Origin of the sequence: Amycolatopsis dongchuanensis (genome assembly GCF_039542405.1) — a bacterium.
GTDB classification, from domain to species: Bacteria; Actinomycetota; Actinomycetes; order Mycobacteriales; family Pseudonocardiaceae; genus Amycolatopsis_E; species Amycolatopsis_E sacchari.
Window position 1 is genome coordinate 1 of the sequence record NZ_BAABIB010000116.1, and the last position, 22,001, is coordinate 22,001.

The 22,001-nt window shown below is 73.1% G+C and carries 29 protein-coding genes and 1 pseudogene; 18 read left to right on the plus strand and 12 right to left on the minus strand.

Annotation, left to right across the window (positions count from 1 at the left end):
* The 6 genes from ABFX51_RS29175 to ABFX51_RS29200 all read right to left on the minus strand — a co-directional run.
* The coding region (locus tag ABFX51_RS29175) for a GAF domain-containing protein (protein ID WP_346055571.1) at positions 1-1,134 on the minus strand (1,134 nt) is incomplete at its 3' end.
* 78 nt (positions 1,135-1,212) lie between these two features.
* The gene (locus ABFX51_RS29180; protein ID WP_143249784.1) at positions 1,213-2,403 is read right to left on the minus strand and encodes a sensor histidine kinase; all 1,191 of its coding nucleotides are present in this window, start codon (positions 2,401-2,403) and stop codon (positions 1,213-1,215) included.
* The gene (locus tag ABFX51_RS29185; RefSeq protein ID WP_281245141.1) at positions 2,400-3,071 is read right to left on the minus strand and encodes a response regulator transcription factor; all 672 of its coding nucleotides are present in this window, start codon (positions 3,069-3,071) and stop codon (positions 2,400-2,402) included. Before ABFX51_RS29185 ends, ABFX51_RS29180 begins: the two co-directional genes overlap by 4 nt.
* Positions 3,068-3,796, minus strand: a complete 729-nt coding sequence (locus ABFX51_RS29190; protein WP_346055573.1) for an FAD:protein FMN transferase — start codon at positions 3,794-3,796, stop codon at positions 3,068-3,070. The genes ABFX51_RS29185 and ABFX51_RS29190 overlap by 4 nt, the downstream gene beginning before the upstream one ends.
* A complete protein-coding gene (locus tag ABFX51_RS29195; RefSeq protein ID WP_346055575.1) occupies positions 3,796-4,206 on the minus strand; it encodes an FMN-binding protein in 411 nt (136 codons plus the stop codon). Before ABFX51_RS29195 ends, ABFX51_RS29190 begins: the two co-directional genes overlap by 1 nt.
* An 11-nt stretch (positions 4,207-4,217) precedes the next feature.
* Positions 4,218-5,537 carry a ferredoxin reductase family protein gene (locus ABFX51_RS29200; protein WP_346055576.1) on the minus strand — a complete coding sequence of 440 codons (1,320 nt, stop codon included), beginning with the start codon at positions 5,535-5,537 and terminating at the stop codon, positions 4,218-4,220.
* Positions 5,538-5,652: 115 nt separating this feature from the next.
* On the opposite strand from ABFX51_RS29200, the gene ABFX51_RS29205 reads away from it, so the two are divergent.
* Positions 5,653-6,159, plus strand: coding sequence for a DUF2231 domain-containing protein (locus ABFX51_RS29205; RefSeq protein ID WP_346055577.1), 507 nt, complete (start codon positions 5,653-5,655; stop codon positions 6,157-6,159).
* Between the two features lie 90 nt (positions 6,160-6,249).
* A complete protein-coding gene (locus ABFX51_RS29210; protein ID WP_091504187.1) occupies positions 6,250-7,227 on the plus strand; it encodes an Acg family FMN-binding oxidoreductase in 978 nt (325 codons plus the stop codon).
* Positions 7,228-7,249: 22 nt separating this feature from the next.
* Here ABFX51_RS29210 and ABFX51_RS29215 read toward each other — a convergent pair whose 3' ends face one another.
* Complete coding sequence (locus ABFX51_RS29215; RefSeq protein ID WP_091504186.1) at positions 7,250-7,852, minus strand: hypothetical protein; 603 nt, start codon at positions 7,850-7,852, stop codon at positions 7,250-7,252.
* 141 nt (positions 7,853-7,993) lie between these two features.
* Here ABFX51_RS29215 and ABFX51_RS29220 point away from each other — a divergent pair, with 141 nt between their 5' ends.
* Complete coding sequence (locus tag ABFX51_RS29220) at positions 7,994-8,152, plus strand: hypothetical protein (RefSeq protein WP_177228517.1); 159 nt, start codon at positions 7,994-7,996, stop codon at positions 8,150-8,152.
* A 76-nt stretch (positions 8,153-8,228) separates the two neighbouring features.
* On the opposite strand, the gene ABFX51_RS29225 is transcribed toward ABFX51_RS29220, so the two are convergent.
* Entirely contained in the window at positions 8,229-8,834 is a 606-nt protein-coding gene (locus tag ABFX51_RS29225) for a DoxX family membrane protein (RefSeq protein WP_091504185.1), read from the minus strand.
* A gap of 158 nt (positions 8,835-8,992) precedes the next feature.
* On the opposite strand from ABFX51_RS29225, the gene ABFX51_RS29230 reads away from it, so the two are divergent.
* From ABFX51_RS29230 to ABFX51_RS29240, 3 genes are read left to right on the plus strand one after another with little or no spacing between them, the layout of a single operon-like run.
* Positions 8,993-9,889: a universal stress protein gene (locus ABFX51_RS29230; RefSeq protein ID WP_346055578.1), complete on the plus strand. Its 897-nt coding sequence runs from the start codon at positions 8,993-8,995 to the stop codon at positions 9,887-9,889.
* Positions 9,890-9,894: 5 nt separating this feature from the next.
* The gene (locus ABFX51_RS29235; RefSeq protein ID WP_346055579.1) at positions 9,895-10,560 is read left to right on the plus strand and encodes a CBS domain-containing protein; all 666 of its coding nucleotides are present in this window, start codon (positions 9,895-9,897) and stop codon (positions 10,558-10,560) included.
* An 11-nt stretch (positions 10,561-10,571) separates the two neighbouring features.
* Entirely contained in the window at positions 10,572-11,465 is an 894-nt protein-coding gene (locus ABFX51_RS29240) for a universal stress protein (protein ID WP_346055580.1), read from the plus strand.
* 80 nt (positions 11,466-11,545) lie between these two features.
* Here the strand turns inward: ABFX51_RS29240 and ABFX51_RS29245 are convergent, their stop codons facing one another.
* A complete protein-coding gene (locus ABFX51_RS29245) occupies positions 11,546-11,962 on the minus strand; it encodes a CBS domain-containing protein (RefSeq protein ID WP_091504181.1) in 417 nt (138 codons plus the stop codon).
* Positions 11,963-12,092: 130 nt separating this feature from the next.
* Between ABFX51_RS29245 and ABFX51_RS29250 the strand changes: the two genes are divergently transcribed.
* Genes ABFX51_RS29250 through ABFX51_RS29275 form a run of 6 tightly spaced genes read left to right on the plus strand, consistent with a single transcriptional unit; the run spans position 12,093 to position 15,071 of the window.
* Positions 12,093-12,662: an Rv1733c family protein gene (locus ABFX51_RS29250; protein ID WP_346055581.1), complete on the plus strand. Its 570-nt coding sequence runs from the start codon at positions 12,093-12,095 to the stop codon at positions 12,660-12,662.
* A complete protein-coding gene (locus ABFX51_RS29255; RefSeq protein WP_346055583.1) occupies positions 12,659-13,252 on the plus strand; it encodes a CBS domain-containing protein in 594 nt (197 codons plus the stop codon). Before ABFX51_RS29250 ends, ABFX51_RS29255 begins: the two co-directional genes overlap by 4 nt.
* Entirely contained in the window at positions 13,249-14,112 is an 864-nt protein-coding gene (locus ABFX51_RS29260) for a universal stress protein (RefSeq protein ID WP_346055584.1), read from the plus strand. The genes ABFX51_RS29255 and ABFX51_RS29260 overlap by 4 nt, the downstream gene beginning before the upstream one ends.
* Positions 14,113-14,123: 11 nt before the next feature.
* Positions 14,124-14,393 (plus strand): DUF1918 domain-containing protein, encoded by a 270-nt coding sequence (locus ABFX51_RS29265; RefSeq protein ID WP_091504177.1) that lies wholly within the window; start codon positions 14,124-14,126, stop codon positions 14,391-14,393.
* Positions 14,390-14,869: a universal stress protein gene (locus ABFX51_RS29270; protein ID WP_346055585.1), complete on the plus strand. Its 480-nt coding sequence runs from the start codon at positions 14,390-14,392 to the stop codon at positions 14,867-14,869. The genes ABFX51_RS29265 and ABFX51_RS29270 overlap by 4 nt, the downstream gene beginning before the upstream one ends.
* 37 nt (positions 14,870-14,906) lie before the next feature.
* A complete protein-coding gene (locus ABFX51_RS29275) occupies positions 14,907-15,071 on the plus strand; it encodes a hypothetical protein (RefSeq protein ID WP_177228516.1) in 165 nt (54 codons plus the stop codon).
* Positions 15,072-15,122: 51 nt separating this feature from the next.
* On the opposite strand, the gene ABFX51_RS29280 is transcribed toward ABFX51_RS29275, so the two are convergent.
* On the minus strand, positions 15,123-15,356 hold the full coding sequence (locus ABFX51_RS29280; RefSeq protein WP_428832509.1) for an SHOCT domain-containing protein: 234 nt from the start codon (positions 15,354-15,356) through the stop codon (positions 15,123-15,125).
* Positions 15,353-16,351 carry an Acg family FMN-binding oxidoreductase gene (locus ABFX51_RS29285; RefSeq protein WP_346055586.1) on the minus strand — a complete coding sequence of 333 codons (999 nt, stop codon included), beginning with the start codon at positions 16,349-16,351 and terminating at the stop codon, positions 15,353-15,355. Before ABFX51_RS29285 ends, ABFX51_RS29280 begins: the two co-directional genes overlap by 4 nt.
* Positions 16,352-16,519: 168 nt before the next feature.
* Here ABFX51_RS29285 and ABFX51_RS29290 point away from each other — a divergent pair, with 168 nt between their 5' ends.
* The 3 genes from ABFX51_RS29290 to ABFX51_RS29300 are packed head-to-tail and all read left to right on the plus strand — an operon-like array spanning position 16,520 to position 19,328.
* Positions 16,520-17,881, plus strand: a complete 1,362-nt coding sequence (locus ABFX51_RS29290; RefSeq protein ID WP_346055587.1) for a DUF4389 domain-containing protein — start codon at positions 16,520-16,522, stop codon at positions 17,879-17,881.
* A gap of 15 nt (positions 17,882-17,896) precedes the next feature.
* Positions 17,897-18,412, plus strand: coding sequence for a flavodoxin family protein (locus ABFX51_RS29295; RefSeq protein ID WP_091504172.1), 516 nt, complete (start codon positions 17,897-17,899; stop codon positions 18,410-18,412).
* A 28-nt stretch (positions 18,413-18,440) separates the two neighbouring features.
* Positions 18,441-19,328, plus strand: a complete 888-nt coding sequence (locus ABFX51_RS29300; RefSeq protein WP_346055589.1) for a universal stress protein — start codon at positions 18,441-18,443, stop codon at positions 19,326-19,328.
* A gap of 2 nt (positions 19,329-19,330) precedes the next feature.
* On the opposite strand, the gene ABFX51_RS29305 is transcribed toward ABFX51_RS29300, so the two are convergent.
* Complete coding sequence (locus ABFX51_RS29305) at positions 19,331-19,981, minus strand: response regulator (protein WP_346055590.1); 651 nt, start codon at positions 19,979-19,981, stop codon at positions 19,331-19,333.
* 236 nt (positions 19,982-20,217) lie between these two features.
* Here ABFX51_RS29305 and ABFX51_RS29310 point away from each other — a divergent pair, with 236 nt between their 5' ends.
* From ABFX51_RS29310 to ABFX51_RS29315, 3 genes and pseudogenes are all read left to right on the plus strand, one after another.
* On the plus strand, positions 20,218-21,111 hold the full coding sequence (locus ABFX51_RS29310; protein ID WP_346055591.1) for an Acg family FMN-binding oxidoreductase: 894 nt from the start codon (positions 20,218-20,220) through the stop codon (positions 21,109-21,111).
* A gap of 46 nt (positions 21,112-21,157) precedes the next feature.
* Positions 21,158-21,574 (plus strand): annotated as a pseudogene (locus ABFX51_RS39700) (universal stress protein); the annotation flags it as partial.
* 155 nt (positions 21,575-21,729) lie between these two features.
* Entirely contained in the window at positions 21,730-21,996 is a 267-nt protein-coding gene (locus tag ABFX51_RS29315; RefSeq protein ID WP_091504168.1) for a DUF1876 domain-containing protein, read from the plus strand.
* Positions 21,997-22,001 lie beyond the last annotated feature (5 nt).

Below are 22,001 nucleotides of genomic sequence, written 5' to 3' on the forward strand. Positions count from 1 at the left end.
GAGGCGGCGCTGGTCGTCGGCGAGCTGGAGGGCGAGCGCGGCCTGGTCGGCGAAGGACGCCGCCAGCGGCAGCTGGTCGGCCGCGAACGGTTCGCGGCCGAGCCGGCGTAGTGCGACGAGGACACCGGAGACGGTGTCGGCGGAGGCGCGCAGCGGCAGGACGAGCGCCGGGCCGAACTCCTCGTCGAGGTCACGGTCCAGGTCGTAACGCAGCCGGTGGGTGTGCACCGGCTTGGCTTCGTGGAAGGCGGTGCCGCAGCTGGACCCGTGGACGGGGATGCGCCGCCCGCGCAGCCTGTCCGAGTCCAGCCCCACGCTGACGGTGACCACCAGCGTCTGCACCTCGCTGGCGGGCAGTTCGGGATCTTCGGGCTGGGCGAGGAAGGTGTAGTCGGCGCCGGTGAGAGCCAGGGTGCGGTGCGCGATCAGGTCCAGGACCTGCTCGGAGCCGGTCTGGGAGAGCAGTTCGGCGCGGATCTCGCTGGTGGCCTCCTGCCACTGCTGGCGCAGTTTCGCCTCCTCGTAGAGGCGCGAGTTCTCGATCGCGATGCCCGCGGCGGCGGCGAGCGCCTGCACGACGACCTCGTCGTCCTCGGTGAAGGGCTGCCCACCGGCCTTCTCCGTGAGGTAGAGGTTGCCGAACACCTTGTCCCGCACCAGGACCGGCACGCCGAGGAAGCTGCGCATCGGCGGGTGGTGCGCCGGGAACCCTGAGGAGGCCGGATGCTGCCCCAGGTCGTCCAGGCGCAGCGGTTTGGGCTGCTGGATGAGCAGGCCGAGCAGGCCGTGGCCCTCGGGCAGGTGCCCGATCTCGGCGCGTTTTTCCTCGTCGATGCCCTCGTAGACGAACTGCGCGAGCCCGACCCCGTCGGCGTTGAGCACGCCGAGCGCGCCGTAGCCGCAGTCCACCAGCTCGATGGCGGCGTGGACGATCCGGCGGAGAGTTGCTGCCAGGTCGAGGCCCGCGGCGATGGCGAGCATGGCTTCGAGCAGCCCGTCCATCTGGTCCCGGGCGCCGACGAGCTGCTCCACCCGGTCCTGCACCTCGCGCAGCAGCTCCCGCAGCCTCAACTGCGACAACGTGCTGCGCAGCGAGGGAGACGCTTCTCCGTGCCGGGGGTCCTCATCAACCATCGGCCCAGCTTGACATTCGCGCTCCAGGATTACCATGGCTGGCGTCGTCGCTGGTTGCGCCACCTCGGGCCTCAGCCGTCAGGACGCACGGGGCAGGGAGAGGCGCAGGACGGCGCCGTGTCCGTGGGCGTTGTGCGCCGATACCGAGCCGCCGTGGCGGGCGGCGATCTCGCTGACGAGGGCGAGCCCGAGACCGTAACGGCGGCGGCCGGTGGGTGCGTGCCCGGCCGGGCCCGGGGCGAAGCGGGTGAACAGGGTCGGCATGACCTCGGGGTCGATGCCTGTCCCGTCGTCGGTGACGGTGAGGGTGACGTGCTTGCCGGACTGCTGCACGGCGACGGTCACGGTGCTCGTGGCGTGCCGGATTCCGTTGTCGAGCAGGGCGGTGACCGCGCGGCGCAGCGCGGTCTCGGTGCCGTTGACGGGCGTGGCGGCGCTCTCGGCGAGGTCGAGCTGGATGCCTCGTTCGGTGGCGGCGGGACGGGCGGCCGTCACCGCGTCGCGCACGGTCGCGGCGAAGTCGGTGCGCTGGTGGGAACGGCCCTCACGCGGATCCGCGGCGAGGAGCAGATCCTCGAGTATCCCGGTGAGGTGGCGGGCATCGGTGACGAGTTCGTCCACTTCGGACTCGAGCGGGGTACCCACTGCGTGGCGCCGCAGGAGCTGCGCGCGAGTGGTGAGCAACGTGAGGGGGGTGCGCAGTTCGTGCCCGGCATCGGCGACGAACCGGCGCTGCAGGGACAGCGCGCGGGCCAGCGGGACGAGCGCGCGGCGGCCGGACCAGGCACCTGCGGCGGCGGCGAGGACGAGCCCGACCGCGCCGGTGACCAGCAGCGCCTTGATCAGGCGGTCGCGTTCGACATGGGCGGGGCGCAGGTCGAGCACGGCCTGGACCACCTCGTCTCCGCGGCGCTGGGTCAGCGTGCGGTATTCGTCGTGCCGCGCGGACGTCCCGGTCGTGCGGGTGACGCCGTCCGCGGCGGTCGCGGCGAGTGCGTTCCGGTCGAGGGCCTCGGCGGGCAGGCCAGGGGTGAGGTCGAGGTGCCCGTCCCGTTCGATGGCCAGCCACAACCCCGCCGGCGGGTCGGTGACGTCGTCGGTGCGCTCCACGGTGGTGACCAGCAGGGTGTTCTGGTCGGCTTCCTGGCTGCGCAGCACGATGAGCACCGCGACCCCGCACAGCACGCCGACGGTGATCGCGACCGCGAGCGCGGACTGCAGGCCGGCGGCGAGCGCCGTGCGCCGCAGCATCCGGGTCTCGGGGTTCACGCGGTCCGGCCCAGCTGGTAACCGCGCCCGCGCACGGTGTCGATCACTTTGCGGCCGAGCTTGCGCCGGAGGTAGTGCACGTAGCTGTCGACCACGGCCTCGTGTTCGGCCTCGTCGAACACCAGCGCCAGTAAGCGGGCGCGGGAGAACACGTGCCCGGGCCGGGTGGCCAGCAGCGCGAGCAGGGCGGACTCCCGTTCCGACAGCCGGACCGGTTCGGCGGTGTCGCGGACGACCAGGCGCGTGTCGAGTTCGAGCCGTCCGCCGGGCACCGGCAGGGTCCGCGCGGTGTCGAGGTGGCGGCGGCGCAGCGCGCGCAGGCGCGCGAGCAGCTCGTCGATGTCGAAGGGCTTCGCGAGGTAGTCCTCGGCCCCGGCGTCGAGCCCGACCACCCGGTCGGCGGGGTTGCCGAGCGCGGACAGGATCAGGGTGGGCGTCACCACGCCGCGGCCGCGCAGCCGGGCGAGCAGGTCGAGCCCGTCGACGGCGGGCAGGCCCCGGTCCAGCAGCAGGACGTCGTAGTCGCGGGTCAGGCCCAGGTGGAGCCCGCGCTGGCCGTCGGCGGCCTCGTCGACGTCGTAACCTTCCTCGGTCAGCAGCCGGGTGAGCATGGCCAGCAGCTGGGGATCGTCCTCGACCACCAGCACGCGCGGTGCCTGCCCGTTCACGACGCCATTGTGCCGGGCGGCACGAGCAGGCCGCCCAGCGCGGACGAGTGGTGCACCCGGCGTCCGGCGTCGACCGCGTGCACGAGGCATCCCGGCTGCGCGGCGGCCCAGGCGATGCCGTCCCGGCCGAGTGCGAAGGCGGCGGTGGACACGGCGTCGGCCGTGGTGAGGTCGGCGGCCACGACGGTGAGGCTGACGAGCTCCCGCGCCGGACGTCCGGTGCGGCCATCGATGATGTGCTCGCCGCGTTCGTAGCTGCCCGACGTGGCGACGGCCAGGTCGCGGACCGCGAGCACCGCGCACACCGCCATCGGCTGGTCGGGGTGGCGGATGCCGACCGACCAGGTCCGGCCCGCGGCGAAGACGTCACCTCCGGCGTTGAGGCAGAACTCGGTCACCCCTTCGGCCCGCAGCAGATCGGCCGCCCGTTGCGCCGCCCAGCCCTTCACGACGCCGGACGGGTCGAAGCCGCGGCCGGGCAGCCACGCGCGGAAAGCGCCGCCGCTGCGGTGCTCGTAGGTGCGGCAGAGATCGAGGATCTCCCGCATCTCTTCGCTGTGCGGGCCGCCGGGAGCGAACCGGGCAACCTCGCTGTCAGCGCGGAAGGGGCTGAACCGCCGGTCCACCTCGCGCAGCCACGCGAAGGCGCGCTCAGCCGCGTCCGCGGCGTCGGCGGGCACTTCGAGCGAGATGGGCAGGCCCATGATCTGGCGTACCTGCCGCATCAGTGCCCCTTGGCGTCGAGCGCGCCCTGCAGGGATTGCGCGTAGGCCTCGCTGGTGGCGGTGGCGCCGGAGACGGTGTCGATGTGTGCGCTCTGCGCCTGCAGGGCTTCCTGCCGCAGGGTCGGCGCGGCCCGGTTCGCGATGCGCTGGCTGTGCCGGTCCCCGGGTTCGGTGATCAGGGTGACGTCGGTGATGCGGCTGCCGCTGAAGGTGACCCGCACCTGGTAGGGACCGTAGTCGCTGTCAGCGACCGGACCGTCCACAGTGGACTCATTGCTGCCGCTCGGTGCCTGGGAGGCCGGGGGAGCGGTCGCGGCAGCGGGCTGGGCGGCCGACGGTGTGGACTGGTAGCGCAACAGCGGCAGCGCGGCCGCGACGCCCAGCACCACCACGACGAGGGTCTTGCGCATCGGGGCTCCTTTCACGCGGCGAAGGCGAAGCGTTCGGTGTGGCACTGCCCGGCCGGGACGCCGAGCTCGGCGAGGGTGCGGCGGACGGCGTCGGTCATCCCAGGCGGCCCGCACACGTACACGTCGCGCCGGCGCACGTCGGGCACCATCGCGTGCAGGTGCCGGGCACCCAGCACCGGGCCGAAGCGGCCGACCGCGGTGGACGGTCCGAGGACGAGGAACATCCGCGCGCCGCACCAGGAGGCGAGGCGCCGCAGCTCGTCGGCCAGCACGGCGTTCTCCGCGGTGCTGGCGCGGTAGATCAGGGCGATGTCGTCGTGCTCGCGCGCGAACTCCTCCAGCAGTGCGCGGACCGGGGTCACCCCCACCCCTCCGGCGACGAGCAGCACCCGCCGCCGCGTCCGGCGCCGCGCGGTGAAGGCGCCGTAGGGTCCCTCGGCGAGCACCCGCGTGCCCGGCCGGACGGTCTGCAGCCAGGCGCTGCCGTCCCCGAGCGCCTTGACGGTGATCCGCAGGCTCCGGCCGTCCGGCATGGCCGACAGCGAGTACGGGTGGGCTTCGTGCCAGTGGCCGGGGGTGAGGAAGCGCCAGAGGAAGAACTGCCCCGCCCGCGCCGGGAGTGAGCCGAGCGCCCGCCCGGTGATGATCACCGAGACCACGTCGGGGCTTTCCCGGATCACGGACTCCACGCGCAGCCGGTGGCGCAGGTTCCGCACGAGTGGCAGGCCGATGCGGGACACCGCGATCAGCCCGAGCGCGAGCCCGTAGAGCGACCACCAGTACAGGCGACCCACCGGCGAGCCGGTGAAGTCCTGGCCGACGGTGACCTGGTGCAGGAACCCGAGCACGACGGCGAGGTAGGCGAGCAGGTGCACCAGGTGCCACGACTCGTACCGCAGCCGCCGCCGCGCCAGACGGGCGGATGTCGCGGCGACCGCCAGCAGAAGGACGAACGCGATCGTCGCGATGAGCACGTCGTCGGTGTGGAACACGAGGGTGCCGACCTCGGCGAGGACGGGCGAGCCGTCCTGCGACGCGTAGCCGAGGGTGATGAACACGACGTGGGCCACCACCAGCCACAGCACCCAGAAGCCCGTCCACCGGTGCCACAGCGTCAGCCGGTCCAGGCCCAGGCGGCTCTCCAGCCACGGCAGCCGGGAGATCAGCACCAGCTGCAGCACGAGCGCCAGCGCGCCGTAGAGGCCGGTGAGGCGGCCCAGCGCGGTCAGCGGACCGGCGGGCGCGCTGAGCTCATGGCCCAGGACGAACAGGTCCGTGACCCACGCCGCGTTGAGCCCCAGCAGGGCGGTCAGCCACCATCTCGCGTTCACGAACCCCAGTTTCGGCGCGGTTTCTGGGTGAAACCTGGGAAGTTCCGCGTTCCCAGGAATCTCCCAGGAACCGTCGGCAGGCTGTGCCGCGTCCGCCGCACGAACAGGGGGCTTGATGCCTGTCTTCATCTCCGGTCTGCCGCTGCACGTCATGGTCGTGCACGCGGTGGTCGTCCTGGTACCGCTGTCGGTGCTGGCCGCGCTCGTGGTCGCGCTGTGGCCCGCCGCGCGCCGCCGCTACGGCTGGCTCGCCGTGGGTGTCACCGCGGTCGCGACGGTGTGCATCCCGATCGCGACGAGCAGCGGCGAGGACCTGCGCGACCGGCTGGCGCCCACCGAGCTGATCCGCGAGCACGCGCACCTGGGCGACCAGCTGCTGGTGTTCGTCGCCGCGCTGCTGGTGGTGCTCGCGGCGCTGGTGTGGTTCGCCCGGCGCCCGCGGGAAGCCCCGGGCGCGGCGCGCCCGCCGCTGCGGGCGGTCGTGCCGGTGCTCGTGGTGCTCACCGTCGGTTTCGCCGTCGTGTCCGCGGTGCAGGTGGTGCGCATCGGTGACTCCGGTGCCCGCGCCGCGTGGAGCGGCGTGCAGTACACCGCGCCCCAGCACGAGGGCGACGACGGCTGACGGAGGTCCCGTGGACCGGGGACGTCGGCCTCTCCGGAGCGCTGCCGGCTCGGCGGATCATCCCTCCCACAGCCTCGGAGGAGGAATGAGATGCCTGGTTCCGGTCTCTCCGGCCCGCTGACCGCGGCACTGGAAGCCGCCGTGCGGGCGCCTTCACCGCACAACACCCAGCCGTGGAGCTTCGAGTTCGACGGTGACCGGATCGCGGTGTTCCTCGACCCGCGGCGGGTGCTCGGCGTCGTCGACCCCGACGGCCGGGAGGCCCGCCTGTCGTGCGGCGCCGCGGTCCTGAACATGCGGGTCGCCCTGCGGGCCGCGGGGCGCAGGTCCGTGGTCCACCTGCTGCCGGACCACGAGCGCCCGGAGCTCGTCGCGCTCGTCGGCGCGGGCGGGGTGCACCACCCCGCTCCCGCTGACGAGGTGCTGGCGAGGGCGGTCTTCCGCCGCCGCAGCAACCGGCGTCCGTTCACCGACCAGCCGGTGCCGGTGCGGGTGCGGGAGTCACTGGTGCGGGCCGCGCGGGTGGAGGGCGCGGAGCTGTTCGTGCTCGAGGAGCCCGCGCGCCTCGACGAAGCCGCGAGGCTGCTGCGCCGCGCCGAGCACGTGCAGAGCCAGGACCCGGCGTTCCGCGAGGAGCTTCGGCGGTGGACGGTCGAGGGGCGTGACCGCGAGGACGGCGTGCCGGTGCTCGCCGGGGGACCGCGGCCGGCGGTGGGCAGCCTGCTGTCCCTCCGGCAGTACGCGGACGAGGACACCCGGGCGGAACGGCCTTACGAACAGCAGCCGCTGGTGGCGGTGCTGGCCTCGTACACCGACACGGCCCTGGCACACCTGCGCACCGGCCAGGCAATGCAGCGGGTCCTGCTGACGGCCGCGTCACAAGGGATCAGCGCATCGTTCCTGTCGCAGCCCGTCGAGGTGCCTGCCACCCGCACGGCGCTGCGCGCACTGGTCGGCGGCCGCGCGCACCCGCAGGCCATGCTGCGGTTCGGCTACGGGTTCCCCAGCCCAGGAACGGGACGCCGTCCGGCGGAAGCGGTTGTGCGGCGGGGTGGCGCCTCCCGTTGAGAGGTAGCGGCGATCCCGGTCCTCAGCCCTCCGGCTGCTCGGCGTGCCGCGCGGCCGTGCGCAGTGTCGCGTTCTGCACGGCCCCGACGAGAGGCGCCGCCACGGTCCAGTAGGCGCGGAACTTCGCCTGGCTCGCGCGGTCGGCGAGCGCCACCCGGACGTCGTAGGTGAGCACGGCCCGCGCCCGGCCGTAGGGCAGTGCCGACAGCGAAAAGACGATCTTGCCCCAGCCGGGCTCGGAGAACGACGCGAACTCCTCCGGTTCGATCCGCCGCCACTCGACGACCGGTTTCCAGAACCGGCCGCCCACGCCGGCCGCGATCTCGGTGCCCGGCCGTTCCCCGAGGACGACCCACTCGGAGCCCGCGGTCATGTCGTCGATCGTCAGCCTGGTCGGCCTGCGGGGCATCCGGTGGTGGCGGTTGTGCCACCGTTCCGGTAGCTCGCGGACGCGGAACGCGGCGTCGACGAACCCGCCGCCCACCTCCGTGAAGTCGAGCGCGCGCAGGGCGTGGTACGCCCGCTCCGCAGGAGCCGCGGCCACCAGGTGCCGGGTCTGCATGAAGTCGTAGTGCGGCGCGAAGCGGTCGGCGAGCAGCGTGGGCAGGCCTTCGGTGGTGCTCATGGCGACTCCTTCCGGTGCGTGCCCCGGAGTCCACCCGGGGGGACGGGTGGCGGGCAGCGGCCGAAGGTCCCCCGGACAGGGGCCCAACAGCCCCAGACCGGCGCCCACCCCGGCCGTAGCGTCGCGCCCGAGGTGAGGACGATGACCGTCATCTGGCTGATCGTGTGGCTGATCTACCGCACACCCGAGGTGGCCTCCTGGGGCCCGTGGAACAACTGGGGCGTCGCGTTGTTCGTCTGCCTCGCCATCGATCTCCTGGGCGCGCTCGCCTCCGGTGGCAAGCGGACGGCGCGGCGGTGACCCCGCGGCGGCGGCACCCGTCGCGTAGTGGGGGCCCGGACGAACGCCCGGGCCCCCACTACGCCGAGCCACGCTTTCAGAGCAGCCAGCGGCGCTGCCGCACGACCTGCGCCCACCGGCGGCCGAAGCCCCAGGTGTTGCCGGCGTAGACCGCGGCCAGCGCGATGAGCGCGATCGCGTAGAGCAGGTGGTAGTCGATGATCGGGTTGGTCGAGCCGCTGGGCTGGCCCGCTTCGGTGAACCGGTCGAGCGGCCACTCGGCGACCCACATCAGCAGCAGCATCAGCGTGCCGGTCACGGCGGCGACGCGCAGGCCGATCCCGAGGACCACGGCGAGTCCGATGGCGAGCAGGCCGGTCATGAACAGCCAGTCCGCCCAGGGCGCTCCGGCCCACGAGCGCAGCGTGCCCGCGAAGGGGCCGACGTCGACGTGGCTGAGGAACCCCTTGGTCGGCGAGCCGCCGTTGATCCACGCCTGTGCCGACGTGGTCGAGTAGCCCCAGCCGAAGGTCTTGTCCAGGAACGCCCACAGGAAGACCAGCCCGGTGGCCACCCGCAGCACGGCCATCACCTTCGCCGCGGTCGGGGTCATCACCGCGCCGTGCACGCGGGCGGTCTGCGCCGCGCGCTGGGGCGGCACCTGCAGTTCGTCGTTGAGCTTGGGGTCGTACTGAATGGACATCGGATCTCCTCTCCTCGCTCTGCCTCGGATTCCACTCCCCGGCGCGGAGGGAGTCTGGGGGACAAAGTCCTCTGGGCGGAGGACGAACGCCCGCCGTCGCTGTGCCGCGATGCGGCTAGCTTTCGCTTGAGTGACAAGGAAAAGAGGAGTGAACGGCGATGGTGGACAACAACACGGGCATGCTGGCCGTCGGCGTGGACGCGGCGCCTGGTGCGCTGCACGCCGCTCGCTGGGCCGCGCGGGAGGCGGTGCGACGCCACCGCGGACTGCGGCTGGTCCACGCGACCGACGAGCGGTCCCTGCACTACCCGCGTGGCCTGCCGGTCGGCGACGACCTGCTGGAGGTGGTCCGGATGCGCGGGCACCGGCTGCTGCGGGCGGCCCGCGATGCCGTCCGGGAAGTCGCGCCGGAGTTGCCCGTCGAGCTCGTCCTGAGCCGCGAAGCACCGGGTGAGGTACTGCTGGACGAGTCGAAGGCGGCGCCGCTGCTCGTCCTCGGCACACCGGGGCTGCGGCCGCTGGCGCGGGTGTTCGCGGGATCGTTGTCGATCGCCCTCAGCGCGCACGCCGCGTGTCCGGTCGCGCTGGTGCGCGGGCACGCGGGGGACGACAAACCGCCGTCGGAGGGGCCGGTCGTGGTGGGCGTCGACGGGTCGTCGTCGAGCGAGGAGGCCGTGGCGATCGCCTTCGAGGAGGCGTCATGGCGGGATGTGCCGCTGATGGCGGTGCACGCCTGGGACGACGCGTTCCTGTCCGCGGTGTTCGAGGAGACACACTGGACCCCCGACGAGGCCGCGGTCGAGGCGAGGGAGTCCGAGGTGCTCGCCGAACGGCTGGCCGGGTGGCAGGAGAAGTTCCCGGAGGTCGCGGTGGAGCGGGTGATCACCCGGGGCAGGCCGTCGGCGGCACTGCTCGACGTGGCCGACCGCGCGCAGTTGCTCGTGGTGGGCAGCCGGGGCCGGGGTGGGTTTTCGGGCCTGCTGCTGGGTTCCACGAGCCAGGGTGTCATGTCGTACGCGTTGTGCCCGGTCCTCGTCGCGCGGCACAGGAGGTGAGGCCGGTGCGGAAGCCGCTGGTGGCGGACCTGATGACCCATCCGGTCGTCACGGTGTCGCCCATGACCCCGTTCAAGAACCTGGTCGCGATCCTCACCGAGTACAAGATCGGCTCGGTGCCCGTGCTCGACGGCGGCGACCACCCGGTCGGCGTGGTGTCGGAGACCGACCTGCTGCTGAAGGAAGGCCAGCGCGGAAAGGCCGAGCCACCGTCGGTGCTGGCTTCCCGCGCTCGCTGGCGGCGCTGGGGCCGCGGCAGGGGCACGACGGCGCGGGACGTGATGAGCGACCGGGTGCACGTGATCGGCCGCGAGGAGCCGGCCGCGGCCGCCGCGCGGCGCCTGCTGCGCCAGGGGCTGCGGCGGCTGTACGTCGTCGACGGCTCCGGCCGGCTCGTCGGCGTACTGGCCAAACGGGACCTGCTGCACGTGTTCCTGCGCTCCGACGAGGAGCTGCGCGAGCAGGTCGAGCAGGACGTGCTGCGCCGGTGCCTGTGGGCGGATCCCGAGCGGACGAGTGCCCGGGTGCGCGATGGTGAGGTGACGCTGAGGGGGTCGGTGGAACTGCGCAGCGAGGCCCGCCGCGCGGTGGCTCTGACCGAAGCCATTCCCGGTGTCGTCGCGGTGTACGACGAGCTGAAGTTCGACGTGGACGACGCCGGGGCGGTCTGAAGGAGGACGACATGCCTGTCGTGTCCACGATAGAGGATGAGCGCGCGGTCGGCAGGATCGTCGTCGGCATCGACGGATCCGCGCGGGCGCTCGAAGCCGTCCGCTGGGCGGCACGCGAGGCGGCGAGCCGGCACGTCGGGCTGCACCTGGTGTCCGGGTTCGATCCCGCGATCGCGTGGTACGGCGAGGGCGGTCCCGTCCCACCCGTGTCGATCGACTCGGTCGAGCAGGCGGCGAAGGCGGACCTGGTGCGCGCGGCCGCGGTGGCCCGCGAGGTCGCGCCGCGGGTTCCGGTGCGGACCGAACGGGCCCGGCACCAGCCCGTTCCGTTGCTGCTCGACGAGTCGCGACGGGCGCTGATGATCGTGCTCGGCGCATCCGGCCGCGGAGGCTACCGCGGGATGCTGACCGGCTCCACCGCGGTCTTGGTCGTCGCGCACGCCGCCTGTCCGGTCGTGGTGGTCCGTCCACCCGGGACACGGGGCGGCCCGGTGGTCGTTGGCGTCGACGGCAGCCCAGCGAGCGCGCGGGCGCTGGAGGTCGCCTTCGACGCGGCTTCGCGGCGGGGGGTGCCGCTCGTGGCGGTCCACTCGTGGAGCGACGCCGACTACGTGACCCTCCCCGTCCAATACGGGCTCATCGAGACCGCGCCGACGCGGGAGGAACAGGCCCGTGTGCTCGCCGAATGCCTGGCGGGCTGGCAGGAGAAGTACCCGGACGTGCGGGTGGATCGCGTGGTGCTGAAGGACAGGCCGCGGCACTGCTTGCTGGAGTGGAGCGGGAAGGCGCAGCTGGTGGTCGTCGGCAGTCGCGGCCGGGGCGGCTTCCAGGGCATTTTGCTGGGCTCGACGAGCCAGGCGCTCCTGCACCACGCCCGCTGCCCCGTGCTGGTGGTCCGCCCGTGAGCGGGTGCTGCTTCCCCCAGTTCCTCCCCGCCATCGTCCGTACGGGAGACGGGCGATCCGCTGCCGCTCCGCGCCCTTCCTCAGGTGCGCGGGAGCAACTGCGCCAGCACGTCCCGCCAGCTGATCATGCCCACCAGGCGGTTCCCGTCGGCCACCACGGGCACGCAGCGGCGACCCGAGTCGACCATGATCGCGATGACGTCCGTCAGCTCCGTGGTGACGGGCACCGGTGGAACGGTGTGCACGAGCTGCCGGACGCGCCTCGGTGCGAGGCCGGGGATCGTGCCGCTGTCGGGAGCGGGCTCGCCTCGGGCCCCGGGCACGAACCGGGCGCCGACGAGGTCCGCCTCGGTCACCACACCGAGCAGCCGCCCTTCGCCGGTGACCACCGGCAGCGTGGTGAACCCGCGCTCCAGCATCAGCGCGGCCGCTTCCTCGATGCCGGCGTCGGCGGTGACGCCGAACACCGGGCTGCTCATGATGTCGCTCGCTCGCATGACTCGAGCTTCGCGCCCGCACGGCCGCCGGAACAGAGGCACCAGTGCTGACCGGGACAGGGCCTCGGGCACCGCCGGAAAGGACCAACGACCCTTCGCCGCCACCCGTGCGGTGCGGAACCTTCGAGGCATGAAACGGTGGTGGAGAACGGCACACGTGACGCCGAACCCGCTCGTGCGGCCGGTGGACCGGCTGGAGAGCGCGCTGCTCGTCTTCGTCGTCGCGCTGGTTCTCGCGGCGATCCCGTTCGCCTGCGCGTTCGGCTCACAGACCTACGCCGACCGGCGCGCGGCCGAGGCCGCGACGGACCGGCGGCCCGCGACCGCGGTGCTGCTGGTCGACGCCCCACCTGAAGCCGTTACACCCCAAGGAGTTCCCCTCGACAGCCGGGCCGCGGTCGTAGCGGCGTGGCAGCTGGCCGATGGCAGCGAACGCACCGGGACGATCTCCGCCGACCGCGGTACGGCGAAAGGCACGCGGGTGCCGGTCTGGCTCGACGCGACCGGAAACCCCGTGGCGCCACCGCCGCAGCCGGGAGATCTCGTCGTGGTCGGGGTCATGACCGCGCTGATGACCTGGCTGGGGTTCTCCGCGGTCGTCGGCGGGGCGTTCCTCGCCTCCCGCGCCCTGCTGGACCGGCACCGGCGCGCGCTGTGGGACCGGGAGTGGGCGGTACTACACCTGAGGAGGACCCCGTGAGAGCACGCGACATCATGACCGCACCCGTGGTCGCCATCCACGCCGCCGAGGACGTCAGGATCGCCGGGCAGCTGCTGGCCGAGCGCGGCTTCACCGCGCTGCCGGTGGTGGACGACGACAACCGGGTGACCGGCATCGCGACCGAGGCCGACTTCATCGCCGACCGGTTCCCCGGCGAGCCGCGCCGCCCGGCGCACACCGTGGGCGAGCTCATGACGGCCCCGGTGCGGACCGTGGACATCCACGACGACGTGGCACGGCTGGCGCGGTTGATGCTCGACGAGCACCTGCGCTGCCTGCCGGTGGTCGACCGGGGCAAGCTGGCCGGCGTGGTCACCCGCAGGGATTTCCTGCGCGTGCTGGCCCGCCCGGACGAGGCGCTGGCGAACGACGTCCGCGGTCGGCTGGCCGTGTTCGGCGGCGGGGACCGGTGGATCGTCGACGTCCGTGACGGCGAGGCCACCATCCTCGACCGGTTCGACAGCGACAAGGACCGCGAGGTCGCCGTGATCCTCGCGGAAGGGGTACCGGGCGTGATCCGCGCACGGTGCTACGTAGGAGAAATCGAGCACCAGGAGGAAAAGGCATGAACGCCCCGGTCGTCGTCGGAGTGGACGGAACCCGGCAGTCGCTGCGCGCCGTCGAGTGGGCGGCCGAGGAGGCCGCGCTGCGCCACCTGCCCCTGCACGTGGTCAACGGGTTCGGCATCCCGGACGCGTTCTACGGCGAAGCGCTCCCGCCCCGGGACTGGCTGGACTCGCGCCGCCTCGAAGCGGAGGAGATCGTGCGGGAGGCCGCGGCGGCGGCCGGGCACCGCGAGCACCACCCGGTGGTCGAGCAGGAGTCCGTTCTGGACTCGCCGGTGCCGTTGCTGCTGCGGCGGTCGGAGGACGCGACGATGCTCGTCGTGGGTTCCGCCGGCCGCGGGGTGCTGGGTGACCTCGTCGTCGGCTCGGTGGCCACGGCGCTGACCGCCCACGCGCGGTGCCCCGTGGCCGTGGTGCGCGGCGAGGACCGGGCGGGCACGGCCCCGGTGGTGGCCGGAGTGGACGGCGGACCGGCTTCGGAAGCGGTGCTGGCACTGGCCTTCGAGGAGGCTGCCGTGCACGGCGTGCCCCTGGTGGCGGTGCACGTGTGGGCCGACGCCGACCCGGGCCGGGTGTTCGCCGAAGCGATGGCGCCGTTCGACTTCGAACCGTTGCGGGAGAAGGCGAACCGGGTCCTCGCGGAGGCACTCGCGGGCTGGCGGGAGAAATTCCCCGACGTCGAGGTCCGCCGCGTCGTCGAGGAGGACAAGCCGCGTCAGCGGCTGCTGGACTGGAGCCGGAGCGCGAGGATGGTCGTCGTCGGCAGCCGCGGCCGCGGCGGGTTCACGGGGCTGTTGCTGGGTTCGGTGAGCCAGGCCCTCGTCCAGCACGGCGGCTGCCCCGTGCTCGTCGCCCGCGGTTGAGGAGCGCGGCGATGCGGGCGAGGACGGGCGACTGGATCGTCGTCAAGAGCCGCACGGTCGGTGCGGCGGAACAGCGCGGCCGGATCGTCGAGGTGACCGCTCCCGACGGAGCACCACCCTACGTCGTGCACTGGGTGCACGACGACCACGTCTCGACGTTCTTCCCCGGTGCCGACGCCCAGGTGCTGACACCGGACGAGCTCGCCGCCGCAGAGGAGAGGCAGCGCAGGCGGTTCCTGGCCGTGCAGCAGGAGATCTTCCGGACGAGGAGGGCATCATGAGCGAACACAAGATCGTGGTCGGCGTGGACGGTTCGCCGATGAGCGCCGCCGCGTTGCGGTGGGCAGTGCGCCAGGCCGAGCTGACCGGCGGTGCGGTGCACGCGGTCACGGCCTGGTCCTACCTCCCCGTGCTCGACCTCGGTGCGGTGCAGAGCACGGCCCACGAGATGGCCGAAGCGCACCGGCGCGCGCAGGCGAAGTTCGTCGACGCCGTGCGCGTGCCCGGCGTACCCACCCGGGCGGAGGTCGTCGAGGGCGATCCGGCCGACGTGCTGCTGGCGGCGGCCCGGGACGCGGACCTGCTCGTGGTGGGCAGGCACGGGCACGGGAGGCTGGTGCGGGCGCTGGTCGGTTCGGTCAGCGCGAAGTGCCTGCGGGACGCGACGTGCCCGGTGGTGGTCCTGCCCGCGAAGGCCGCCGAGGCCGAGCGCGAGGTGGTGGGCTCCCTCGGCTACGAAGCCGGGCCGATCGTCTGATTCGTCCACGGTGTCCACAAGGGACAGGAGAGGTGTCATGAACGACAGGGAAAGCGCCAACGCCACCCGCGAGGCGAAGGAGTCGGCGAAGAACCGCGTCTCGTCGCACAGCACGGAGGAGCTCGCCGAGCGGGCCATCCGGGTGTACTTGGCCACGCAGAAGCGGGAGAAGCAGGACAAGCACGACGACGAGGACGAGTGAAGACAGCGGCGACCGCCGCCGGGATCCGTGGTGTCCCGACGGCGGTTCACGTCATTCGAGCAGCGCGGCACGCCGCCGTTCGTACTCCTCCTGGTCGATCTCCCCGCGCGCGAAGCGCTCGTCGAGGATGCGCAGCGCCTTGTCCTCGGGCCGGGCGCGGCTGCCCCGCAGCAGGACGGCCACCAGTACGACGAGGGTGACCGCCAACAGCACCGACAGCAGGAGTGCCGGCGGTCCCCAGCCGGCGTTCATGTGGTTCCAGTACGGCATTTCGTCGCTCCTCATCGGCGGACGGGACGGTCCAGGGGCGCCAGGACCTCGGCGAGGTCGCGCCGGGGTGTCGCGGGCAGCGGGTCGGCGTTGATCGGGGCCCAGCCGACCCGCAGCACCAGCTGGGGGTAGCTGCCGCCGGTCACGCGGGTGCGCAGGATCTCCCGGGTGTCCGCGACTTCCAGCGGTTCGCTCAGCGGGCAGGTGGCGAGCCCCAGCGCGGTCGCGGTCAGCAGGACCGCGCTGGTCGCCTCGTCGGCCCGCAGCTGGGACATCCGGTCGTCGGAGGTGGTGCCCAGGACGAGCAGCACCGTCTCGTCCGCCTTCCCGTCGGCGTCGGCGGGCTGCGCCAGCCGAGGATCGGCGAACCGGCGGCCGGGCAGTGCTCCCGGTTTCGGATCCGGCGCGGGCGTGTTCGCACTCGGGACTCCGTCGGGTGCGGCGTGGCGGCCGCTCCACTCGGCGAGCTCGGCCCGGTACGCGGGATCGTGCTCGTGGTGCCGCGCGGCCGTGACGATGGCGCGCCACAGGTGGTAGCGGGCCGATCCGTCGCTGGTGCTGAGAAAGGTGCCTTCGGCCGCGGCGCGCCGGGCCATCAGCTGGACGTCCTCGTCCGGCACGGGCCAGGAGCTGTGGCGGCGCCGGTCGCTGCGCCGCCGCGGGATCGCGGCGGCGAGCTCGATGTCCTGTTCGGACGCGTCATGCCGGTGCAGCTCGACCGCGGCGAGGTGGTCGGGGTCGGCGGGGTTGGGCAGCCGGTGCACCTGGGCGCGCCAGCCCAGCGCGGCGAACCCGGTGCGCAGGTGGTGCAGCGCCGCACCGCAGCTGAGCAGGAGGTCCCGGCCCTGCGGGTCGGTTTCGGGCAGCAGCCGGGTGCGGTCGGCGTAGAGGTGCACGCTGCGGTCGCCCACTCGCCAGCGCCACGGCTGCGAGTTGTGCAACGACGGCGCGCGGACCGCGAGGGCGATCGCCGCTTCGACGGTCTGGGTGTCGGGAAAGCCACGGTCCATCGAAAAAACCTGCCTCGGTCTGCGGATGACGGCCTACGGCCCGAATCTCGCAGCCCGGGGGCGAGGTGGAGCAGAGCCGAAGTTCCCGAGCACCGGGGACCTTGGTGCCTGGCCCCGCCCCTGCCGCGGCGCGCACGGTCGGGGGGACTTCGAAGGAGGTGGCTCCCGATGACCGCTCCCGCGCCGTACCCGGTCCGGGTGGAAGCGAGACCGGACCCCGTGCTGTCCCGGTGGCTGTGGGTGGTGAAGTGGCTGCTGGCCCTGCCGCACTACTTCGTGCTGGCGTTCCTGTGGTTCGCCTTCGCCGTGCTGACCGTGGTCGCGTTCTTCGCGATCCTGTTCACCGGCCGCTACCCGAGGGCGATCTTCGACTTCAACGTGGGAGTCCTGCGCTGGACGTGGCGGGTGCAGTACTACGCCTACGCCGCGCTCGGCACCGACCAGTACCCGCCCTTCACCCTCGCCGACGTGCCGGAGTACCCGGCGCGGCTGGATGTGGCCTACCCGGAGCGCCTGTCGCACGGGCTGGTGCTGGTGAAGTGGCTGCTGGCGTTCCCGCACCTGGTCGTGACCGGACTGTTCGTCGGCGGCGGGGTGTGGCTCACCGGAACGGACCGCGGCGGGAACTTCGACTGGGCCGCGGGCGGGCTGGTCGGCGTCCTGGTGCTCGTCGCCGCGGTGGTGCTGCTGTTCACCGGCCGCTACCCGCGGCCGATCCACGACTTCGTCGTCGGCATGGACCGGTGGGTCATCCGCGTCGGCGCCTACCTGGCCCTGATGACCGACGAGTACCCGCCGTTCCGGCTCGACCTGGGTGGTGAGGACACCGGCGGATCGCTGGGCGGTCCCCACGAGGCACGCCCGTCACAGCACCGCTGGACGGCCGGGCGCGTCGTGTCCGTGGTCGCCGGGGCGGTGCTGGCGCTGACCGCGATGGGTCTGCTGACCGGCGGGGCCGCGCTGCTGTGGGCGGACCGGACCGGCCGGGACGCCGACGGCTACCTGTCGGCGTCGAACACGTTCACCACGGGCACATACGCCCTGATCACCGAGCCGTCCGGTCCCGTTCCGTTCACCGCCGCGGTCGGGGACGTGCGGGTCCGCGTCGCGGCGGCCGATCCCGCGAGCGCTGTGTTCGTCGGCGTCGCGCCCGCCGGGCAGGTGCGCGACTACCTCGCCGGGGTGAACTACGTGACCCTGCGCGGGCTGTCCGACCGGGACACGACTGTCCACAATGGAAGTGCGCCCGCCGTTCCGCCGCAGGACACCAGGATCTGGACCGCCCGCGCGAGCGGCACCGGTACGCAGACCGTGCGCTTGCCGGCCACCGGCGGCGACTGGACGCTCGTGGTGATGAACCTGAACGGCGCTCCCGGGCTCGCTGTGCGGGCCGAAATCGGGGCCACGGCACCCGGTCTCGGCTGGATCGCCACGGGCGTGCTGGTCACCGGCGCGGTGCTGCTGGCCGGTGGGGCCGTCCTCGTCGCGGTGCCGGTGCACCGGGCGTCGAAGCAACTCCAGAACCTGTAGGAAAGGAGAGGACCGATGCGTGCCCTCATCGTGTACGAGTCGATGTTCGGCAACACCGAGGCGGTCGCCAAGGCCGTCGCGGGAGGAATGGCGCCCGAGGTCAGCGCGAAGGTCGTCAACGTCGATGACGCGCCCGGCGACCTCGCGGAGTTCGACCTGCTCGTCGTCGGCGGCCCCACCCACGTCCACGGCATGAGCCGGCCCGCGACCCGCAAGTCCGCCGCCGAGCAGGCGAAGGACGGCGTGTGCTCCCGCGGGGGCGTGCGGGAGTGGATCGCTTCGCTGAAGCCGGTACCGGCGGGCCTGCTCGCCGTCACCTTCGACACGCGGCTCGACAAGCCGCGCTGGCTCGTCGGTTCCGCGGCGGCCGGGGCGGCCAAGGCGCTGGAGCGACGCCACGTCCGGATCATCTGCAAGCCGGAGAGCTTCTTCGTCACCACAGCCGAGCCGCCCGCCCTCGCCGGCGGCGAACGGGAACGCGCGTGGGGCTGGGGCACGGCGATCGCGGCCGAGATGACCGCCAAGCCGTGATGCGTCGCGACTTCGAGGGGCGAGGCGGATGAACACCAGCGGTGTGGTGGTGGGCGTCGACGGTTCCGCGTCGGCACTGGCGGCCGTTCGCTGGGCAGCCGAGGAGGCGCGGTCGACGGGGGAGCCGCTGACCCTCGTGCACGCGTACTCCCCGGGCGGGCAGAGCTACGCGGCCCGGGAGCTGCGCGCGGTCCAGCAGCGTGAACAGGGCACTGCCCACCTGCGTGAGGCGGAGGTCGTGGCGTCGCTGGCGGCTCCCGGTGTGCGGGTGGCGAGCCGGCTGCGGGCCGGTGACGTGCGGAAGGTGCTGCTGGCCGAGTCGAGCGGGGCGCGGCAGGCGGTCCTGGGCTCTCGCGGAGCGCACAGCGTCAGCCGGCTGCTGCTGGGCTCGGCAGGGCTGGCGCTCACGATGAAGGCCTTGTGCCCGGTCGTGGTGGTGCGCGACCGGGCACCGGCGACGGGGCCGGTGGTCGTCGGGCTCAACGGGTGGCCCGAGTGCGCCCCCGCCGCCCGGTTCGCGTTCCTGTGGGCCGCGGCGCACGGAGCACCGGTCACCGCGCTGCGGGTGTGGCATGCGCTGGGCACCACGAACTCGGCGGGCGTCCACGAACGCGCACGAGCGGCCCTCGCGGCTGAGCTCGCCCCGATCGCGGGCGAGTTCCCCCAGGTACCCGTCGAGCACCTCGTGCTGCGCGGACCGGCGGGCGAGACCCTCTTGCAGTTCGGCGAGCACGCCAGGCTGCTGGTGGTCGGCGCGCGGGGGCACACGGGATTCGCGCGGCTGCTGCTGGGATCGACGAGCACGCACGTGGCCGGCCAGGCGGCGAGTCCGGTCGCCGTGATCCGTTCCGCGGAAGTCGTGCGGCACTGGCGGGAGGGCGCCCGGCTGGATCCGGCGGCCGACGGGGCCGGCTGAGATCAGTCCCCGTCGGGGTGCCGGCGCTCGTGCAGCTTGGTCGCCAGCACGGCGGCCTGGGTGCGGCGTTCGAGACCCAGCTTGGTGAGCAGGCGCGAGACGTAGTTCTTCACGGTCTTCTCCGCGAGGAACATGCGCCCGGCGATCTGCCGGTTCGTCAGGCCCTCGCCGATGAGCTCGAGCAGGGTGCGCTCCTGCTCGCTGAGGTGCGCGAGCGGGCCGTGGTCGGCCGCGTCGGCACGCAGCTTGGCCATCAGGGTCGCGGCCGCGCGGTTGTCGAGCAGTGACCGGCCGGCGCCGATCTCCCGCACCGCCGAGGTCAGCTGCAGGCCCTGGATGTCCTTGATGACGTAGCCGCCTGCCCCGGCGAGGATGGCGTTGAGCATGGCCTCCTCGTCGGTGTAGGAGGTCAGCATCAGCACGTTGAGGTCGGGCAGCTTCGACCGCAGCTCGCGGCACAGCTCGACCCCGTTGCCGTCGGGCAGGCGCACGTCGAGCAACGCCACGTCGGGGCGGAGAGCGGGAATGCGCGCGAGCGCCTGCGCGGTGTTCGACGCCTGACCGATGACCTCGAGCTCCGGATCGGTCTCGAGCAGGTCGGCCACGCCGCGGCGGACGACCTCATGGTCGTCGACCAGGAAGATCGAGATCACAGTCCTCACCTTTCCACTCGGTCGTCATCCAGGTTAGGACCACCCCTTGTCCCGGCGGCGTGGCGTTTGGTCCCCGGCTTCGGGGACCAAGGTCATCTCTTCGGTAGGCAGCGGGGCTCTGTCGTCCCCCTCGCCGCACGCGAACGCTGGAGGCGGAGGAAACGGGAGGGTGGTCACGATGACCTGGTCGGACATCGAGGTGGGAGTGCTCGCGCGCGGCGGCGAACGCGCCGTCGGTGCACAACAGCAGGCCGTGGGCGGTGGAGATCCACCCGGACGGAGCCGAGGTGTACGAGCGGTTCGAGGCCCGGCTGCCGCGGCACGACCCGAGCGGGCGCGACCGGATGATCTCCTGCGGCGCCGTGGTGACCAATGTGGAGCTTGCCGTGCGCGCACTCGGCCGGCGCGCGGAGGTGACCCTGTTCCCCGACGGCGCCCGCCCGGACCTGGTCGCCCGCGTCGCCGCCCGCGGACGGGAACCGGCGACCGAGGACGAGGTGAACCGCTACAGCGCGATCTACCGGCGGCGCAGCTACCGCGCACCGTTCGCGCTGCAGCGGCTGGCCAGGCACGAAGTCGCCGCGCTCGTGGCGGCCGCCGGTGTCGCGGGCACGCAGATCCGGCCGGTGCACGCCGACCGGGAGTCCCCTGCGCTGGCCGAACTGCTCGGCTACGCGGGGCGGGTGCTGCGCGCCGACCGGGCCTACCAGCGCGAGCTGTCCGCGTGGTCCGACCAGTTCCGCGACCCACTGCCGCTCGAGCCGACGCTGCCGTGGAGCGGGCTGGTGCGCGCCGACAGCCACCTGCCCGACACGATCACCCTGACCGAGCGCCTCGCCAGGGAGCAGCTGCTGCTGGTGCTGACCCCCGACGACGCCCGGCGCGACCACGTGCTCGCCGGGCGCGCGTTGCAGCAGGTCTGGTTGACCGCGGTGGCGAACGGCCTGGTCGGCTCGGTGCTGACCCAGCCGCTGCAGCTGCACGAGGTGCGGGCCGGGCTCATCGCACGACTCGGCCTGGCGGGACACCCGCAGGCGTTCCTGCGGTTGGGCTACCCGGTCAACGGGGTACTGACGGCGCAGCGCGCGGCGGCAGGTTCCGGTACGGGCCTTGGTCCCCGCCGCCGGTGACCCCGGACCCTGCCGGAACGCGAAACGTGGCGCCACTCTGGCCCGCATGGGTGAGACAGCAGCACAACGCGCGATCCTCGTCGGCGTCGGCGGATCGGCTTCCGCGTCCCGCGCAGTCGCACGGGCGGCGCGAGAGGGGGCGCGCCGCCACGTTCCGGTGCACCTGTTCCACACCTGCGACTTGCCGTCGCTGGGCCCGCGCATCACCGCGGGCAGCAGGCACGGCCTGACCGAAACCCCCGTCGAGCAGGGCCACCACTGGCTGCACCTGGCGAAGGTGCAGGCGCGCGAGGCGGCGGCGCGGACCCGGGTCGAGACGGAACTGAAGGTCGGACCGCCGACGGGCGAGCTCGTAGCGGCTTCGGCCCACGCACTCATGGTGGCGCTGGGTTCCCGTGGCATCGGTGGGTTCCGCGGCATGCTGATGGGTTCGGTCTCCAGCATCGTCGCGGTTCACGCACACGGCCCCGTGGTCCGTGGCGGTGAGCCGCATGCGCGAGGCGCGGTCGTGGTGGGAGTGGACGGGTCCCAGCCCGCCGAGGCCGCTGTGGCGTTCGTTGCCGACCGTGATCGTCCACACCGGACACGAGGGAACCGCGAGCCAGGAGGAGGAAGAAAATGCGTGAGAAGCGCTGGCGCGTCGACGTCTTCATCGACGAGCACGACAACCGCACCCGTGCCCAGGCCCGGCTGCACAACCCGGACGACACGGGCTTGGCCGGTACCGGCCTGGCCCGGCTGAACCCCCGTGACGCCGACGTGCCGGAGATCGGCGACGAGCTCGCGGTGTCCCGCGCGCTGGCCGACCTCGCCCACCGGTTGCTCGACGCGACCGCGGCGGACATCGAAGCCATCACCCACCGCGAAGTCCACCTCGGACGGTGAGGCAC

Excerpts from the sequence above, each read along its gene's own strand:
- ABFX51_RS29190 (WP_346055573.1), bottom strand. The coding sequence starts at position 3,796 with ATGCGGCAGGTACGCCAGATCATGGGCCTGCCCATCTCGCTCGAAGTG.
- ABFX51_RS29195 (WP_346055575.1), bottom strand. The coding sequence starts at position 4,206 with ATGCGCAAGACCCTCGTCGTGGTGGTGCTGGGCGTCGCGGCCGCGCTG.
- ABFX51_RS29205 (WP_346055577.1), top strand. The coding sequence starts at position 5,653 with ATGCCTGTCTTCATCTCCGGTCTGCCGCTGCACGTCATGGTCGTGCAC.
- ABFX51_RS29210 (WP_091504187.1), top strand. The coding sequence starts at position 6,250 with ATGCCTGGTTCCGGTCTCTCCGGCCCGCTGACCGCGGCACTGGAAGCC.
- ABFX51_RS29215 (WP_091504186.1), bottom strand. The coding sequence starts at position 7,852 with ATGAGCACCACCGAAGGCCTGCCCACGCTGCTCGCCGACCGCTTCGCG.
- ABFX51_RS29220 (WP_177228517.1), top strand. The coding sequence starts at position 7,994 with ATGACCGTCATCTGGCTGATCGTGTGGCTGATCTACCGCACACCCGAG.
- ABFX51_RS29225 (WP_091504185.1), bottom strand. The coding sequence starts at position 8,834 with ATGTCCATTCAGTACGACCCCAAGCTCAACGACGAACTGCAGGTGCCG.
- ABFX51_RS29230 (WP_346055578.1), top strand. The coding sequence starts at position 8,993 with ATGGTGGACAACAACACGGGCATGCTGGCCGTCGGCGTGGACGCGGCG.
- ABFX51_RS29240 (WP_346055580.1), top strand. The coding sequence starts at position 10,572 with ATGCCTGTCGTGTCCACGATAGAGGATGAGCGCGCGGTCGGCAGGATC.
- ABFX51_RS29245 (WP_091504181.1), bottom strand. The coding sequence starts at position 11,962 with ATGCGAGCGAGCGACATCATGAGCAGCCCGGTGTTCGGCGTCACCGCC.
- ABFX51_RS29250 (WP_346055581.1), top strand. The coding sequence starts at position 12,093 with ATGAAACGGTGGTGGAGAACGGCACACGTGACGCCGAACCCGCTCGTG.
- ABFX51_RS29260 (WP_346055584.1), top strand. The coding sequence starts at position 13,249 with ATGAACGCCCCGGTCGTCGTCGGAGTGGACGGAACCCGGCAGTCGCTG.
- ABFX51_RS29265 (WP_091504177.1), top strand. The coding sequence starts at position 14,124 with ATGCGGGCGAGGACGGGCGACTGGATCGTCGTCAAGAGCCGCACGGTC.
- ABFX51_RS29270 (WP_346055585.1), top strand. The coding sequence starts at position 14,390 with ATGAGCGAACACAAGATCGTGGTCGGCGTGGACGGTTCGCCGATGAGC.
- ABFX51_RS29275 (WP_177228516.1), top strand. The coding sequence starts at position 14,907 with ATGAACGACAGGGAAAGCGCCAACGCCACCCGCGAGGCGAAGGAGTCG.
- ABFX51_RS29280 (WP_428832509.1), bottom strand. The coding sequence starts at position 15,356 with ATGAGGAGCGACGAAATGCCGTACTGGAACCACATGAACGCCGGCTGG.
- ABFX51_RS29285 (WP_346055586.1), bottom strand. The coding sequence starts at position 16,351 with ATGGACCGTGGCTTTCCCGACACCCAGACCGTCGAAGCGGCGATCGCC.
- ABFX51_RS29290 (WP_346055587.1), top strand. The coding sequence starts at position 16,520 with ATGACCGCTCCCGCGCCGTACCCGGTCCGGGTGGAAGCGAGACCGGAC.
- ABFX51_RS29295 (WP_091504172.1), top strand. The coding sequence starts at position 17,897 with ATGCGTGCCCTCATCGTGTACGAGTCGATGTTCGGCAACACCGAGGCG.
- ABFX51_RS29300 (WP_346055589.1), top strand. The coding sequence starts at position 18,441 with ATGAACACCAGCGGTGTGGTGGTGGGCGTCGACGGTTCCGCGTCGGCA.
- ABFX51_RS29315 (WP_091504168.1), top strand. The coding sequence starts at position 21,730 with ATGCGTGAGAAGCGCTGGCGCGTCGACGTCTTCATCGACGAGCACGAC.